At 72.1% G+C, this 14,918-nt stretch carries 11 protein-coding genes and 1 pseudogene; 9 read left to right on the top strand and 3 right to left on the bottom strand.

Features of this window, described 5'->3' with window-relative positions; all coding sequences use genetic code 11:
- Positions 1-290 precede the first annotated feature (290 nt).
- Positions 291-1,127 carry an isocitrate lyase/phosphoenolpyruvate mutase family protein gene (locus U9R90_RS04540; RefSeq protein WP_411055060.1) on the top strand — a complete coding sequence of 279 codons (837 nt, stop codon included), beginning with the start codon at positions 291-293 and terminating at the stop codon, positions 1,125-1,127.
- A gap of 114 nt (positions 1,128-1,241) precedes the next feature.
- Here the strand turns inward: U9R90_RS04540 and U9R90_RS04535 are convergent, their stop codons facing one another.
- Positions 1,242-1,658 carry an SsgA family sporulation/cell division regulator gene (locus tag U9R90_RS04535; RefSeq protein WP_411055059.1) on the bottom strand — a complete coding sequence of 139 codons (417 nt, stop codon included), beginning with the start codon at positions 1,656-1,658 and terminating at the stop codon, positions 1,242-1,244.
- 218 nt (positions 1,659-1,876) lie between these two features.
- Here U9R90_RS04535 and U9R90_RS04530 point away from each other — a divergent pair, with 218 nt between their 5' ends.
- On the top strand, positions 1,877-2,971 hold the full coding sequence (locus U9R90_RS04530) for a WD40/YVTN/BNR-like repeat-containing protein (RefSeq protein WP_411057642.1): 1,095 nt from the start codon (positions 1,877-1,879) through the stop codon (positions 2,969-2,971).
- A 122-nt stretch (positions 2,972-3,093) separates the two neighbouring features.
- The gene (locus U9R90_RS04525; protein ID WP_411055058.1) at positions 3,094-3,903 is read left to right on the top strand and encodes a hypothetical protein; all 810 of its coding nucleotides are present in this window, start codon (positions 3,094-3,096) and stop codon (positions 3,901-3,903) included.
- 65 nt (positions 3,904-3,968) lie between these two features.
- On the opposite strand, the gene U9R90_RS04520 is transcribed toward U9R90_RS04525, so the two are convergent.
- Entirely contained in the window at positions 3,969-4,268 is a 300-nt protein-coding gene (locus U9R90_RS04520) for a YciI family protein (RefSeq protein WP_411055057.1), read from the bottom strand.
- Between the two features lie 342 nt (positions 4,269-4,610).
- Between U9R90_RS04520 and U9R90_RS04515 the strand changes: the two genes are divergently transcribed.
- The gene (locus U9R90_RS04515) at positions 4,611-6,863 is read left to right on the top strand and encodes a hypothetical protein (protein WP_411055056.1); all 2,253 of its coding nucleotides are present in this window, start codon (positions 4,611-4,613) and stop codon (positions 6,861-6,863) included.
- A gap of 81 nt (positions 6,864-6,944) precedes the next feature.
- On the opposite strand, the gene U9R90_RS04510 is transcribed toward U9R90_RS04515, so the two are convergent.
- Complete coding sequence (locus U9R90_RS04510) at positions 6,945-8,810, bottom strand: hypothetical protein (protein WP_411055055.1); 1,866 nt, start codon at positions 8,808-8,810, stop codon at positions 6,945-6,947.
- Between the two features lie 198 nt (positions 8,811-9,008).
- Here U9R90_RS04510 and U9R90_RS04505 point away from each other — a divergent pair, with 198 nt between their 5' ends.
- From U9R90_RS04505 to U9R90_RS04485, 5 genes and pseudogenes are all read left to right on the top strand, one after another.
- Positions 9,009-9,716: an endonuclease V gene (locus U9R90_RS04505; protein ID WP_411055054.1), complete on the top strand. Its 708-nt coding sequence runs from the start codon at positions 9,009-9,011 to the stop codon at positions 9,714-9,716.
- Positions 9,717-9,892: 176 nt separating this feature from the next.
- Positions 9,893-10,132: pseudogene (locus tag U9R90_RS04500) on the top strand (CoA transferase); the annotation flags it as partial.
- Complete coding sequence (locus U9R90_RS04495) at positions 10,129-11,304, top strand: acyl-CoA dehydrogenase family protein (protein WP_411055053.1); 1,176 nt, start codon at positions 10,129-10,131, stop codon at positions 11,302-11,304. The pseudogene U9R90_RS04500 and the gene U9R90_RS04495, both read left to right, overlap by 4 nt.
- Before the next feature lie 61 nt (positions 11,305-11,365).
- Positions 11,366-12,580 (top strand): acetyl-CoA C-acetyltransferase, encoded by a 1,215-nt coding sequence (locus tag U9R90_RS04490; protein ID WP_411055052.1) that lies wholly within the window; start codon positions 11,366-11,368, stop codon positions 12,578-12,580.
- A 44-nt stretch (positions 12,581-12,624) separates the two neighbouring features.
- Positions 12,625-14,796 carry a 3-hydroxyacyl-CoA dehydrogenase NAD-binding domain-containing protein gene (locus U9R90_RS04485; protein ID WP_411055051.1) on the top strand — a complete coding sequence of 724 codons (2,172 nt, stop codon included), beginning with the start codon at positions 12,625-12,627 and terminating at the stop codon, positions 14,794-14,796.
- The last annotated feature ends 122 nt before the right edge of the window (positions 14,797-14,918 follow it).

The following is a 14,918-nucleotide window of genomic DNA, read 5'->3' as shown; positions in this document are numbered from 1 at the left end:
GGGCGCGGCGACGACAGAGGGCGGCGGTAGAAGAGAGAAGACCCGCTCCGCTGCAGGACGGCTCGACAGCCGAGGTCGCACACGACGCGCAAAGGCCACAGGATCACTTCACTGCGGTGCGCGGTGTCTCAAGACCTCAGACGAGCAACGTCCTACTCCTATCGGCGGCAACAGGTACGCGTACACCGTAGGGCGAAGCCGCTCGCGCGGGCAACCGGTTATTTCCGGCCCGCCATACGTGTCGGATTCTTGCCAGACCCGCCCCTGGCGGCGCTGCTTGGCTGGCCCGTATGACGAACCTCAAGGACCAGGCCCGCACCCTCCACGCCCTGCACACACCCGGCCGCCCGCTGGTGCTGCCCAACGCCTGGGACGCCGCGAGCGCCCGCATCGTCGCGGAAGCCGGTGCCGCCGCGGTGGCCACCACGAGTGCGGGCGTCGCCTGGGACCTCGGCGCGGCGGACGGCGACCACCTCACCCGGGACCGGGCGATCCGAGCAGTGCAGCGGATCGTGGCGGCCGTGGACGTCCCGGTGACCGCCGACATCGAGAGCGGCTACGGGGCGGGGCCCGACGAGGTGGCCGAGACGGTCCGCGCGGTGCTCGCGGCCGGGGCCGTCGGCGTCAACATCGAGGACGCGCTCCACGAGGGCGACACACCGCTGCGCGCCGTACCCGACCAGGCCGAGCGGATCGCGGCGGCCCGTGCGGCGGCGGACGCCGTGGGGGTGCCGCTGTTCATCAACGCCAGGATCGACACGTATCTGCGCGGCGTCGGCGCGGAGGACGCCCGCGTCGCGCTCACCCTGGAGCGGGCGGCGGCCTTCCGCGCGGCGGGGGCCGATGGGATCTTCGTGCCGGGTGTGGTGGACCCGGACCGGGTCAAGGAGCTCGTCGCCGGGATCGACGGACCGCTGAACGTGCTGGTCGGGCCTGGCGCGCCGCCGGTCGCCGAACTGGCCGCCCTCGGTGTCGCCCGGATCAGCGCGGGGTCGAGCATCGCCCAGGCCGCACACGCCCTGGTCCGCAGGGCGGCGCGCGAACTGCTGGCCGCCGGCGGTTACCAGCAGCTGACCGACGGGCTCGACTACGGCGAGCTCAACTCGCTGCTGGGTGAGGTGCGTTGAGGCCCGTACGCGCTGGCTGAGTCCCGTACGTCCTGGCTGAACCTCGTACGCCCTGGCTGAGCTCCACGCGCGCGACAGCGGACCTCAGCATGCCTCGGCAGGCCTCGGCAGGCATCAGCAAGCGTCGCGCATGAGCTCCGCCAGGTCCTCGTCCATGTCCAGGAGCAGGTGCTCGTGCCCCAGCGGCACGAGCACCGCGGTGCTTTCCAGGAAGCAGCGCAGCTCGGCGGTCCGCACATGGACCACCGCCGTGCCCTCGGGCGCGTGGAACTCCAGCACGGTCCGGTCATAGCCGTACGGCCGCACCCGTACGTCGCCGTCGCCCGCCGCGCTGTCGACGCCGAGGGTGAGCAGCTCGCGGGCGAACGCCCAGGACACCTCGACACCCTCCAGGGTCGCCGGAGCGGGGAACGCCATCCGAACGGCGAACGGATCGCGGGAGTCGTAGTGCAGCGTCGCGGGGATGGTTGGCATCCGCGGTGCGGCAGCGACAAGGCGGGCCTCGACGGCTTGCTCGATGACAGTGGTCAACGCCTGCTCCCTTACGACAGCTGGTTCGTACGGCACGGCCGGGAACCTGAAACGGCCTGGTTGCCTGCTTAGACGGCGGAATGAAGGGTTCCGTGCACGCCGAGCGAGGTGAGCTGTGTCACCGAGACCGGGACAGGCACCCTGGACGGTGCCGGGTGCGTGGACTAGCTTGCCCGCCCATGAGGGGACTGGGGAAGACGAGACGTATGCGGCGCATGATGGCCATCGGTGTGTGCGGGGCGGCACTCGCCGCCGCCTTGGCCGCACCCGCGCAGGCCGACGCGCCATCCGGTACGGCCGACGGTGTCCGCGACGGCGCGCAGGCGCGGACCGGGTGGCCCGGCTGGCAGCTCACCCACACCGGCACCGACGTCCGCTTCCGCGGCCTCGCAGCCGTCAGCCGCTCCACCGCCTGGGCCGCGGGCTCCCAGGGCACCGTGCTGCGCACCACCGACGGCGGCCGCAGCTGGCAGGACGTGTCACCGCCTGGCGCCGCCGACGAGAAGCTGGAGTTCCGCGACATCGAGGCCTTCGACCGGCGCCGCGCGGTGGTGCTGGCGATCGGCGAGGGCGAGGCGTCCCGGATGCTGCGCACCGAGGACGGCGGAGCGACCTGGACCGAGACCTTCCGCAACACCGAGCCGCAGGCGTTCTACGACTGCGTCACCTTCTTCGACCGTCGGCACGGGCTCGCCATGAGCGACCCGGTGGACGGCAGGTTCCGCATCCTGTCCACCGTCGACGGCGGCCGCTCCTGGACGGTGCTGCCCGACGACGGTATGCCCCCGGCCCTGGAGGGCGAGGCCGGGTTCGCGGCGAGCGGCCAGTGCCTGGTCAGCTCGGGCCCCAAGGACGTCTGGCTGACCACCGGCGGCGGCTCCCACGCGCGCGTGCTGCACTCCGCCGACCGCGGACTGACCTGGACGGCGGTGGACACACCGATCCCGGCCGGAGAACCCGCGCGCGGCGTCTTCGCGGTGGCCTTCCAGGGCCGTACGCACGGCATCGCGGTCGGCGGCGACTACCGCACCGGCGAGGCGTCACCCCAGGCCGCGGCCCGCAGCACCGACGGCGGCCGCAGCTGGACACCGTCCGCCGAGCCACCGCCCGCCTACCGCTCGGGCGTCACCTGGCTACCGCACAGCCGCAAGGCCGCCCTGGCGGTCGGCCCCACCGGCACCGACCTGACCACCGACGGCGGCCGCACCTGGCGGACGGTCGACACCGGCTCGTACGACACCGTCGACTGCACCCGGGACCGGGCCTGCTGGGCCTCGGGCGAGCAGGGCCGGATCGCCAGGCTGCGGTACTGACCACCCACCGCGCGGTGTGGAGAACCCCTCCCGCGCACTCCCCAGCCGCGGCCCGCGTTGGCATAATCGCCCGCGGACGCCGCGGTGGGCAGAGCAGGCAACGAGTCGGGAAGCAGGGGGAGATGGCGGCGACAGGGTTCTCCATCGAGCTGGACGGCAGCGGCGGGGCACACGCCGGTCGCTGGCCCGAAGGCAGCTGCTTGATGGTGCTGCCCGACAGCGAGCACCGCGCGGAACGGGCGGCGGCGCACATCGAGCTGGTGGAGCCGGGCAACGTGCTCGCCCCCGCCCCACCGCGGGCGTGCGCCACGGAATCCGGCACGGGCCTCGCCGCAAACCGCCCCGCCGCCACGCGCGCGTCCGCCCGGCCGGTGACCGTGGCCGAGGTCGAGGCACGGATGCGGACCCTCGCCCGTACCGGCGAGATGCACCCGCTGTTCGTCCTGCGCGACCCCGACAAGCGGACCCTGTGCTCCGTACATCCCGAACCGCTTCCCAAGGGCGAACCCCGCTGGTTCACCGTCCTGGACGAGCACCACGAGGAACTGGCCCGCATCCACCGCGGGCGCCCGAACCGCTACCGGCGCTACCGCTGGCGGATCGAGTTCGCCGACGGGCGGACGCCGCTGGTCGGCTACAAGGGCGGCTGGCCGGACTGGCTCGGCTTCGTACTGCTGCTGCCGCTGTGGGGGCTGTTCTTCGCCGTGTCGATACTCGTCGCGCTGGTCACGCTCAGCGAAGGCGTCGGGCTCCAGGTGTGGGGCTGCCCCAAGCACATCACCTGGCGCCCGCGCGGCGCCTGGCCGTTCACGGGGGCGGGCCTGGAGTTCCGCCACATGAGCGCGGGTTACCGGTGGCACGACGACCGGCTGGACCGCCGCATCGCCTACGCGCAGGCGGCGGTCCACCAGTTCGCCCAGCTCAAGGGCTGAAGCGTCAGGGAGCTCGGGGAGCTGAGTGCGCTCAGGGAGCTCCATGGCGCTTCGAGGGCTGAGGCTCAGGCCCGAGGCTGCTCCTTGTACGCGGCGAGCCCCGGCGCCGTCTTCGTCGCGATGAACTCCGTGACGCGGTACGCGCACACCCCCGCCACGGCGAACGGGTCCGCCGCGGCGATCTCCTCGATCCGCGCGCGGTCCTCACCGACCGCGAGGATGACTCCGCCGTCCCGCGGGTTCTTGCGCCCCGAGGCGAGGAACACACCGGCCGCGTACTGCTCGTCGAGCCAGGCGATGTGCGCGGCCATCTCCTTCTCGACGTCGGCCAGGGGTGCGGTGTAGGTCAGCTCAAGTACGAACATGATCGTGAGGCTACCCGCAGCGCTGTCCGTCCGCCGAGCGGCGGGTCCCGTCGCGAATCCGTTACGTTCCACTCCCAGGAAATTCTCATCTGTGTGGGGCACATTGGGAGCATGTCTTTCCTCGTTCCCGTATGTCCGAACTGCGGTCGGGTGCGCTGCATCTGCCCGACCAGGTCGGCCGTCGCGGCCACCGCCGAGTCTTTCGCCGACCCGGCTCCCGAGCACGCCAGGACCGGCCAACACCCCCCGCACACTGGCCGGAATACGGCAGCGTGGACGGCGTAGGCCTGGAAGACTGCGGGCGGCAGCCGTGATCAGACGCGGACGGGGGTGTGCTGCCGGGTGCACTCGGTCTCCAACAGCATGTCGGGCGGCAGCGCCCACACACTGGTCCAGGCGCAGTACGCCACGCTCTACCAACAGGCCCAGATCAGACCGCCACGCATCCCCCGCATGCAGCCCGCCCCACCAGACGGATTCGTCGACCGTGAGCAGGTACGCGCGCGTCTGCACGCACTCGCCGACGGCCTCGCGGCACGCACCTCACCGCTCGTCGTGGCGGTCACCGGGCCGCCTGGCGTCGGCAAGACGGGTGTGGTCCTGCACTGGGTCGCCGAGAGATCCGCGGAATTCCCCGGCGGTGTGTTCTACGCGGACATGAGCCCGCGCGGGGACCTCGACCCGAGCGACACGGCCGGCGTGCTGGAGACGTTCATCGGGCTCCTGGACATCCCACGCGACGAACTGCCCGCGGGCATCCCGGCGTTGGGCGGCTACTTCCGCTCGCTCACCTCCGACGCGCCCTGCCTGGTCGTCCTGGACGGCGTGGTCAACACCGGACAGGTCCCACCACTGCTGCCAGGACACCCCGCGAGCCTGGTCCTGGTCACCAGCCGCCAACTGCTCGGCGGCCTACGGGTCGCCCTCGGCTCCACCAGACCGGCGTACGTACCCGTGGAGGGCCTGGACGACGCCGCGTGCGCGGAACTGTTCCGGTACGCCGCCGACACCACGGGCCCCGAACAACCGGGGCAGGACGAGCTGTTGCGCGCCGTGATCCCGGCCTTCGGCGGACTGCCGGTCGCCGCGCGCATCGCGGGGGCCTGCGCGGCCGATCCGCTGGACGGCGGACTGGACGCGTTCGTACGGCAGTTGACCGGGCGCGGCTCGCTGCTTGAGGCGCTGTCGATGTCCGACGAGCAGTCCGTGGACGGCGCATCCGAGGTGTTCGGCGTGTTCCAGGTCTCCTACCGCGCACTGGACGAGCCAGCGGCACGGGTGTTCCGCGCGCTCGGTCTCAACCCCACCCCCGAGTTCGCGGACGCCCTGGTCGACGAACTCGCCGGAGGCGCCGAGCCAGGCGCCCGGATCAGGCGCACGCTGCTGGACGGCAGCCTCATCGAACGACCGCGCCCCGGGCGCTGCCGGATGAACCGCCTGGTGCACGAGTACGCGGGTGCGCTGGCCCGCTCGGCGTCTGCGTCGGCCACATCACTCTCGTCGGCCTCGTCGGCCTCGTCGGGCTTGTCGGCTTCGTCGGGCGAGGGCGCTGAGGGCGCGGACGAAGCCGCCACGGTCACCCTGACCCTGGCCGACTGGTATCTGCGGCGCGCCGCCGCTGCCGAGCACCTGGTGTCCAAACGCTGGCGCATCGGCCCGCTGTTCGCCGAACCCGACCTGCTCGACACGGTGTTCGCCTCGGAGGAGGAGGCCCTGGACGCCGTGGAGGCGGACCGTGAGAACGCCGCCGCCGTGGTCGGCCTCGCCCTGCGGGACCAGCGGTACGGCCAGGTCTGCGAGCAGGCCGAGGCGTTGCGCGGGGTCTTCTTCCGCCGCAAGCACCACACCCTGTGGGTCCAGGTGTGCGGGTGGGCGGTGCAGGCCGCCGTGAAGCGCATGGAGCTGCCCGAGCCGCCCGCTGACGCCCTCCTGGTGTCGGCCCGTATGCACTACGAACTGGCCTTCGCGCACTTCGACCGCGGCGGCGCCGACGACCTGGTGTCGGCCGCCCGGCACTACGAGGCGGCACGTGAGGCGGCTCGGCGCGCGCGGCACCCGCGCACCGAGTCGACGGCTCTGGAGGGCCTGGGCATGGTCGCGCTCAAGCAGGGCCGTCCCGACGAGGCCGCGGACCTGTTCGGCCAGGCGCTGGACGCACTCGGCGACCTCGACCACCCGCGTGGGCGGGCCCTGCTCACCTATCACCGGGGCCGGGCCGCGAGCGCCGCGGGCCGCCACGACGAGGCCGCGGACCGCCTCACAGCCGCCCGCCGCGAGTTCGCCGCACTCGCCACCCCCGACCGCTACAACGAAGCCCGCGCCCTGACCCGCCACGCGGAGTCCGCCCTGGCCGCGGGCAACCCCGACCAGGCGGCCGCCCTGCTGACCGAGGCGCTGGACCTGTTCCAGGGCCGCGGCGCCCCCAAGGAAGAAGCGGACGCGCGCCTCGTACGGGGAGACGCCTACGCGGCGCTGGCGGACGGTGAACAAGCCCGCACGGACTGGCAGTCGGCGCTGGACGTGTACGCCGAGCTCGGCAGCCTGCGCGCCGCCGAGGCCCGCGCGAGGCTGGTCGGCCCCACGCGGGAGGGATAGCCGGCCGATCCGTACGCCGACTGCACAAGGGCCTGCGGGCCCCGCGGGCCCGCACGGCTGATCCGTAGGGCAGGCCCAGGCTCAGTGGTCGATTCGGAGGTCTGGGCCGGGGGACTTCGGGTCGGGCTCCCGCGTCGTCCGGCGCAGGAACAGTACGCCCAAGGGCAGCTCGTCGCCCGCGCGTACGGCGACCTCGCCCTCCCAGCCGTTCCCGGAGCGGGCCAGGCAGGCGCCGATTACCGCGGCGGCGACCGCGGGGGTCGCCCACCACGGGCGAGTGGTCCAGCGGGCGTGGTGCCCGGTGCCGTCGCGCAGGCGCAGGCGGCAGGCCGCGCGTGAGGTGGGTTCGACGACGACCGAGCAGCCCGCGTGGCGCCCGAACAGGTCGCCGGGTCGTGAGCCGCGGGATACGACGACGTCGGCCACGTTCGCCCAGCGGGGATCCGGCTCGCCCTCGTCGACGACGACCTGCGCGTCGCGCAGGTGCGCCTGGTTGCCCGTCGTCTGCGGCTCGGCGGGGTAGCGGCGTACCGAGACCGTGACGCGGCCCGTCGAATCGTGACCGGTCACACGGGCCTCGGCGAACACCGGCTGCTCCAACGGCGATCGCCGCGCGTCGGCCGGAGGCGGGGGCAGCCGCACCGGGCGCGGGACGACGGGACGCGGTGGCTCGTCCAGGTCGAGCGTCCGGTAGCAGAGCCGTCTGAGGCGGGCGAGCGCCTGGCCGGGGCGCGAGGTGACCAGCTGTGAAATCCCGGTCAGGTCGGGGCTGCCCGGCTGGTCGCGCAGAGCGGCCGCGAGCTGCCCGGCCAGCGGCGCGGACGACCGGACGCGGGGCAGCAGCGCGCCGAGCCGCGCCATCGGGGACCCGGCGGCGACGCTCCCGTCGTCGAACGCGGCCAGCAGCCCCGGCAGGCCACGCCCCGCCGCGTACAGGGTCAACGAGCCGTGGTCGCCCAGGAAGGCGTCGGCCGCGCAGAGTGCGGCCTTCCAGGTGTCGGACGCCGGTTCGGGCAGGATCAGACCGGCCCGTACGTGGGGCTCCAGCCAGGACCGGATCTGCCAACCGCCGTGCCCGTACCAGGCGTTGGGGTGCACGGCGGCGACGACACGGAACTCGTCGCGGGGGAGTTCGGCGAGCGCCCGGCCCACGACGTCGGCCGCGCCGCCGAGCAGGGACCGCCGTCCCCAAGTGGAGGTCAGCAGCAGCAGTTTCTGGCCGGGCCGCAGGCCGAACGAGGCGCGGTACTCGCTCCGGAACGGAAGAGACGCCTGGATCTCGTCCATGCAAGGGTCGCCGACGACATGGGACAGCGGCACGGCCTGTGGGCAGCCCTGCCGCAGCCGTTCCCGCTGCTCGTCATGCGAGAGGACGATGGCGGACGGCACCAACTCACCGTCGTGCACCAGCCATTCAGCAGTCAGCCCAAAGGCTCCTGGCTCCTGGCTCCTGGCTCCTGGCTCCTGGCTCCCGGCTCCCGGCTCCCGGCTCCCGGCTCCCGGCTCCCGGCTCCCGGCTCCCGGCTCCCGGCTCCCGGCTCCTGGCTCCTGGCTCCTGGCTCCTGGCTCCTGGCTCCCGGCTCCCGGCTCCCGGCTCCCGGCTCCCGGCTCCCGGCTCCCGGCTCCCGGCTCCCGCTGCAGTGTCTTATTGTATCCAGCGCCGTGCGGAGTCCCAATGATCGGTGCGGAGATATCCTGCAGATCTCCACCGCGACTCGCGCTCACCGCCAGGTCGAACGCGTAACTCCTGGCCTCCTCCCACGAGATGAACGGCAGCTCCCGCGCGCCGACGAACTCCTCGATACCGGGCTCGAACGGCGAGGACCCGGTACAGGTGAACAGCACCTGCACCCGCGGATCCCCGTCGAACACGGTGAGCAGGTCAAGCAGCCGGGTCGCCGACGTCACGTTGTGGATGACGCCCAGGACCGTGCGCGCGGGGACCACCGTGCGCCACCGGTCCGGCATTCCGGGCGCAGCGGGATGCGCCCGCCGTCCCGGTATCCCCGCCACCAAGCCCCCGCTCTCCGCACTCCGTGTTCTTCCGTACTCCGGTGATCGATCCGCCACCGTAGACGCACCCTACGCAGCCCCGCGCGCCACGCGAAAGCACGCCCAGACCGCGCCAAGTACCCTCAACACACCATGCCCACCGCACACACCCGCACCGAACGGCCCACCACCGAAGCCGAAGCCCGAGCGATCCAGGACGAACTGCGCGCCCGCGTCATCCTGGACGAGTCCGGCCCACCACCCGGCACCGGCCATGTCACCGGAGTCGACGTCGCCTACGACGACGAGCGCGACCTCGTGGCCGCGGCCGCCGTCGTCCTGGACGCGGCGACCCTCAAGGTCGTCGAGGAGGCCACCGCGACCGGGCGGATCACCTTCCCGTACGTCCCCGGGCTGCTCGCCTTCCGGGAGATCCCCACCGTGCTCGACGCCCTGAAGTCCCTCCGGGCCGACCCGGGACTCGTCGTCTGCGACGGCTACGGCCGCGCCCACCCGCGCCGCTTCGGCCTGGCCACGCACCTCGGTGTACTCACCGGCCTGCCGACGATCGGCGTCGCCAAGAACCCCTTCACCTTCGCCTACGAGGAGCCGGGCGCCTCGCGCGGCTCCACCTCACCCCTGCTGGACGGCACGGAGGAGGTGGGCCGCGCGGTGCGCACCCAGGACGGGGTGAAGCCGGTGTTCGTGTCGGTCGGCCACCGGGTGACCCTGGACCGGGCCGTGGCCCACACCCTCCGGCTCGCGCCCCGCTACCGGCTCCCGGAGACCACCCGCCACGCGGACGCCCTGTGCCGCAGCGCCCTGCGCACGGCGACCGACAGGCTCAGAGCCTGTCTTTGAACCCTCGCCTGCGCAGCGACGCCCGGCACGCACTCTCGCCGCACGGCGCCGCAGGACAGGTGGCTCCTTCCCCAAGCTCTCGGCTTCTCCCCCACTCTCGGCTCCGCTCGAGCGGGAGGTGCCCCCCTGAGCAGGGGAGACCCCATTCATGACCTGCGACGCCGCACGCCGAGNACGCGTGCGTGGCGCCCGTCCTGTCCCTGGGCGAGGCCCCCGCCCATCCGCATCTCGCCGCCCGCGCCACCTTCACCGACCACGGCGGCATCACCCAGCCCGCCCCGGCCCCGCGCTTCTCGGCGACCCCCACCGCCGTACGCACACCCCCCGCACAGCCAGGCGCCGACACCGAAGCGGTGGCCCGCGACTGGGACGTACCGGAACTGGCGAAGACGCCACAGGAGGCTCCGCACACATGACGTCACAGACGCCACAGACGCCCTCGGGCCTGCAGCGCCAGCTCTACTCCGCCGACCACGAGGCCTTCCGCGAGACCGTGCGCACCTTCCTCACCAAGGAGGTGCTGCCGCACTACGAGCAGTGGGAGAAGGACGGCATCGTCTCCCGCGAGGCCTGGCTCGCGGCCGGAAAGCAGGGCCTGCTCGGGCTCGCCGTGCCCGAGGAGTACGGCGGCGGCGGGAACGACGACTTCCGCTACAGCGCCGTCCTGGCCGAGGAATTCACCCGCGCGGGAGCCGCCGGGCTCGCGGTCGGGCTGCACAACGACATCATCGGCCCGTACCTCACCACGCTGGGCACCGAGGAGCAGAAGCGGCGCTGGCTGCCCGGCTTCTGCACCGGCGAGACCATCACCGCCATCGCCATGACCGAGCCGGGCGCGGGCTCCGACCTCCAGGGCATCCGTACCACCGCCGAGGACAAAGGCGACCACTGGCTGCTGAACGGCTCCAAGACCTTCATCTCCAACGGCATTCTCGCCGACCTGGTGATCGTGGTCGCCAAGACCACCCCCGACGGCGGCGCCAAGGGCCTCTCCCTACTGGTCGTCGAGCGCGGCATGGAAGGCTTCGAGCGTGGCCGCAACCTCGACAAGATCGGCCAGAAGGCCCAGGACACCGCCGAGCTGTTCTTCACCGACGTACGCGTCCCCAAGGAGAACCTCCTCGGCGAGCTGGACGGCGCCTTCATCCACCTCATGACCCACCTCGCCCAGGAGCGGATGGGCATCGCCGTCGCCGGGATCTCCGCCGCCGAGCACCTCCTGGAGATCACCATGCGGTACGTCCAGGAGCGCGAGGCGTTCGGACGGCCGCTGGCCAAGCTGCAGCACATCCGGTTCGAGATCGCCGAGATGGCCACCGAGTGCGCCGTCACGCGCGCGTTCCTTGACCGCTGCATCGTCGACCACGCCAAGGGCGAACTCGACGCCGTCCACGCGTCGATGGCCAAGTGGTGGGCCACCGAACTGCAGAAACGCGTAGCCGACCGCTGCCTGCAACTGCACGGCGGCTACGGCTACATGACCGAATACCCCGTCGCCAAGGCCTTCACCGACGGCCGTATCCAGACCATCTACGGCGGGACGACCGAGATCATGAAGGAGATCATCGGCCGCTCCCTGCTGCCCTGACCAGCGCTTTCGCCCACCAGCCCGACCCACCCTCATCCCGCACCCTGAAAGGCTGCCGACCTTGAGCACCGAAGCGTACGTGTACGACGCGATCCGCACCCCGCGCGGGCGCGGCAAGGCCAATGGGGCCCTGCACGGAACGAAGCCGATCGACCTGGTCGTCGGCCTGATCCACGAGCTCCAAGGCCGCTTCCCCGCCCTGGACCCGGCCGCCATCGACGACATCGTGCTCGGCGTCGTCGGCCCGGTCGGCGACCAGGGCTCCGACATCGCCCGGATCGCGGCGATCGCCGCCGGGCTGCCCGACACCGTGGCGGGCGTCCAGGAGAACCGCTTCTGTGCCTCGGGCCTGGAAGCGGTCAACCTGGCCGCGATGAAGGTCCGTTCGGGCTGGGAGGACCTGGTGCTCGCGGGCGGCGTCGAGTCGATGTCGCGGGTGCCGATGGCGTCCGACGGCGGCGCCTGGTTCGCGGACCCGATGACCAACTACGACACCGGCTTCGTCCCGCAGGGCATCGGCGCCGACCTCATCGCCACCATCGAGGGCTTCTCGCGGCGCGACGTCGACGAGTACGCCGCCCTGTCGCAGGAGCGCGCCGCGACAGCCTGGAAGGAAGGCCGCTTCGCGAAGTCGGTCGTCCCGGTCAAGGATCGCAGCGGACTGGTCGTCCTCGACCACGACGAGCACCTGCGGCCCGGCACCACCGCCGACTCGCTGGCCAAGCTCAAGCCGTCCTTCGCCGACATCGGCGAGCTCGGCGGCTTCGACGCGGTCGCGCTGCAGAAGTACCACTGGGTGGAGAAGATCGACCACGTCCACCACGCGGGCAACTCCTCCGGCATCGTGGACGGCGCGTCGCTGGTCGCCATCGGCACCAAGGCGGTCGGCGAGCGGTACGGCCTCACGCCGCGCGCCCGGATCGTCTCCGCCGCGGTCTCCGGCTCCGAGCCCACCATCATGCTCACCGGGCCCGCCCCCGCGACCCGCAAGGCCCTCGCGAAGGCCGGACTGACCATCGACGACATCGACCTGGTCGAGATCAACGAGGCGTTCGCGGGCGTCGTCCTGCGCTTCGCCAGGGACATGGACCTCTCCCTGGACAAGGTCAACGTCAACGGCGGCGCCATCGCGCTCGGCCACCCGCTGGGCGCCACCGGCGCGATGATCCTCGGCACCCTGGTCGACGAGCTGGAGCGGCAGGACAAGCGGTACGGCCTCGCCACGCTCTGCGTCGGCGGCGGCATGGGCATCGCCACCGTCATCGAGCGTCTCTGACCTGTCTCGCCCCCACCCTTACGGATTTCACGGAGAACCCAAGCATGAGCGAGTCCACCACCATCCGCTGGGAACAGGACGAGACCGGCGTCGTCACCCTCGTCCTGGACGACCCCAACCAGTCCGCGAACACCATGAACCAGGCCTTCAAGGACTCCATCGCCGCCATCGCCGACCGCGTCGAGGCCGAGAAGGAGTCCATCCGGGGCATCATCTACACCTCCGCGAAGAAGACCTTCTTCGCGGGCGGCGACCTCAAGGAAATGATCCAGGTCGGCCCGGAGAACGCCCAGCAGGCCTTCGAGACCGGCACCGGCATCAAGAACTCCCTGCGCCGCATCGAGACCCTCGGCAAGCCGGTCGTCGCCGCCATCAACGGCGCGGCGCTCGGCGGCGGTTACGAGATCGCGCTGGCCAGCCACCACCGCGTCGCACTCGACGCACCCGGCTCCAAGATCGGCCTGCCCGAGGTCACCCTCGGCCTGCTCCCCGCGGGCGGCGGCGTCGCCCGCACCGTACGGCTGATGGGCATCACCGACGCACTGCTCAAGGTGCTGCTCCAGGGCACCCAGTACAACCCGCAGCGCGCCCTGGAGAACGGCCTGATCCACGAAGTGGCCGCCACCGAGGCGGAGATGCTCGCCCAGGCGCGCGCCTTCATCGACGCCAACCCCGAGTCCCAGCAGCCCTGGGACGTTCCGGGCTACAGGATCCCCGGCGGCACCCCGGCGCACCCCAAGTTCGCCGCGAACCTCCCGGCCTTCCCCGCCAACCTCAAGAAGCAGACCGCGGGCGCCCCCTACCCTGCCCCGCGCAACATCCTCGCCGCGGCCGTCGAGGGCTCCCAGGTCGACTTCGAGACGGCACTGACCATCGAGGCCCGGTACTTCACCGAGCTGGTCACCGGCCAGATCTCCAAGAACATGATCCAGGCCTTCTTCTTCGACCTCCAGGCCGTCAACTCCGGCGCCAACCGTCCCAAGGACATCGCGCCCCGGAAGGTACGGAAGGTCGCCGTGCTCGGCGCCGGGATGATGGGCGCGGGCATCGCCTACGCCTGCGCGCGCGGTGGGATGGAGGTCGTACTCAAGGACGTGTCGGCGGAAGCCGCCGCCAAGGGCAAGGGCTACTCCGAGCAGCTCTGCGCCAAGGCCGTGTCCCGTGGCCGTACCACCCAGGCCAAGGCCGACGCGCTGCTCGCCCAGATCACGCCCACCGCCGACCCGGGGGACCTCGCGGGCTGCGACGCCGTGATCGAGGCGGTCTTCGAGGACCCGGCGCTCAAGCACAAGGTGTTCCAGGAGATCCAGGACGTCATCGAGCCCGACGCCCTGCTCTGCTCCAACACCTCAACGCTGCCCATCAGCCAGCTCGCCGAGGGCGTCTCGCGTCCGGTGGACTTCATCGGCCTGCACTTCTTCTCGCCCGTCGACAAGATGCCGCTGGTCGAGATCATCAAGGGCGAGCGGACCGGCGACGAGGCCCTGGCCCGCGCCTTCGACCTGGTCCGCCAGATCAACAAGACCCCGATCGTCGTCAACGACTCGCGCGGCTTCTTCACCTCGCGCGTCATCGGGCACTTCATCAACGAGGGCGTCGCGATGGTCGGCGAGGGCATCGAGCCCGCGTCCGTGGAGCAGGCCGCGGCCCAGGCCGGTTACCCGGCCAAGGTGCTCTCCCTGATGGACGAGCTCACCCTCACCCTCCCGCGCAAGATCCGCAACGAGACCCGGCGGGCCATCGAAGAAGAGGGCGGCAGCTATCCGTCGCACCCGGCCGAGGGCGTCATCGACCGCATGGTCGACGAGTTCGGGCGGACCGGACGCAGCGGCGGCGCGGGCTTCTACGACTACGTGGACGGCAAGCGCGCCGGACTCTGGCCGGGCCTGCGCGAGCACTTCACGCGTGAGGGCGCCGAGATCCCGTTCCAGGACATGCAGGAGCGCATGCTCTTCTCGGAGGCGCTGGACACCGTACGGCTCCTGGAGGAGGGCGTGCTGACGTCGGTCGCCGACGCCAACATCGGCTCCATCTTCGGCATCGGCTTCCCCGGCTGGACGGGCGGCGTCCTGCAGTACATCAACGGGTACGAGGGCGGGCTGCCCGGTTTCGTGGCCCGCGCCCGGGAACTCGCAGACCGGTACGGGGACCGCTTCGCGCCGCCCGCGTTGCTGGTGGAGAAGGCGTCGAAGGGCGAGACCTTCAAGGACGCCTGACGTCTGACCCGCGGTGGGGGGGGGGGGGGGGGGGCCGGCCCCCCCCCCCCCCCCCCCCCCCCCCCCCCCCCCCCCCCCCCCCCCCCCCCCCAACCCACAAAACCAACAAAAACACACAAAAA

The organism is Streptomyces sp. E11-3 (genome assembly GCF_046540415.1).
GTDB lineage: Bacteria > Actinomycetota > Actinomycetes > Streptomycetales > Streptomycetaceae > Streptomyces.
The sequence above is the reverse complement of the archived record's forward strand: the minus strand, read 5'-3'. Positions and strand labels throughout refer to the sequence as shown.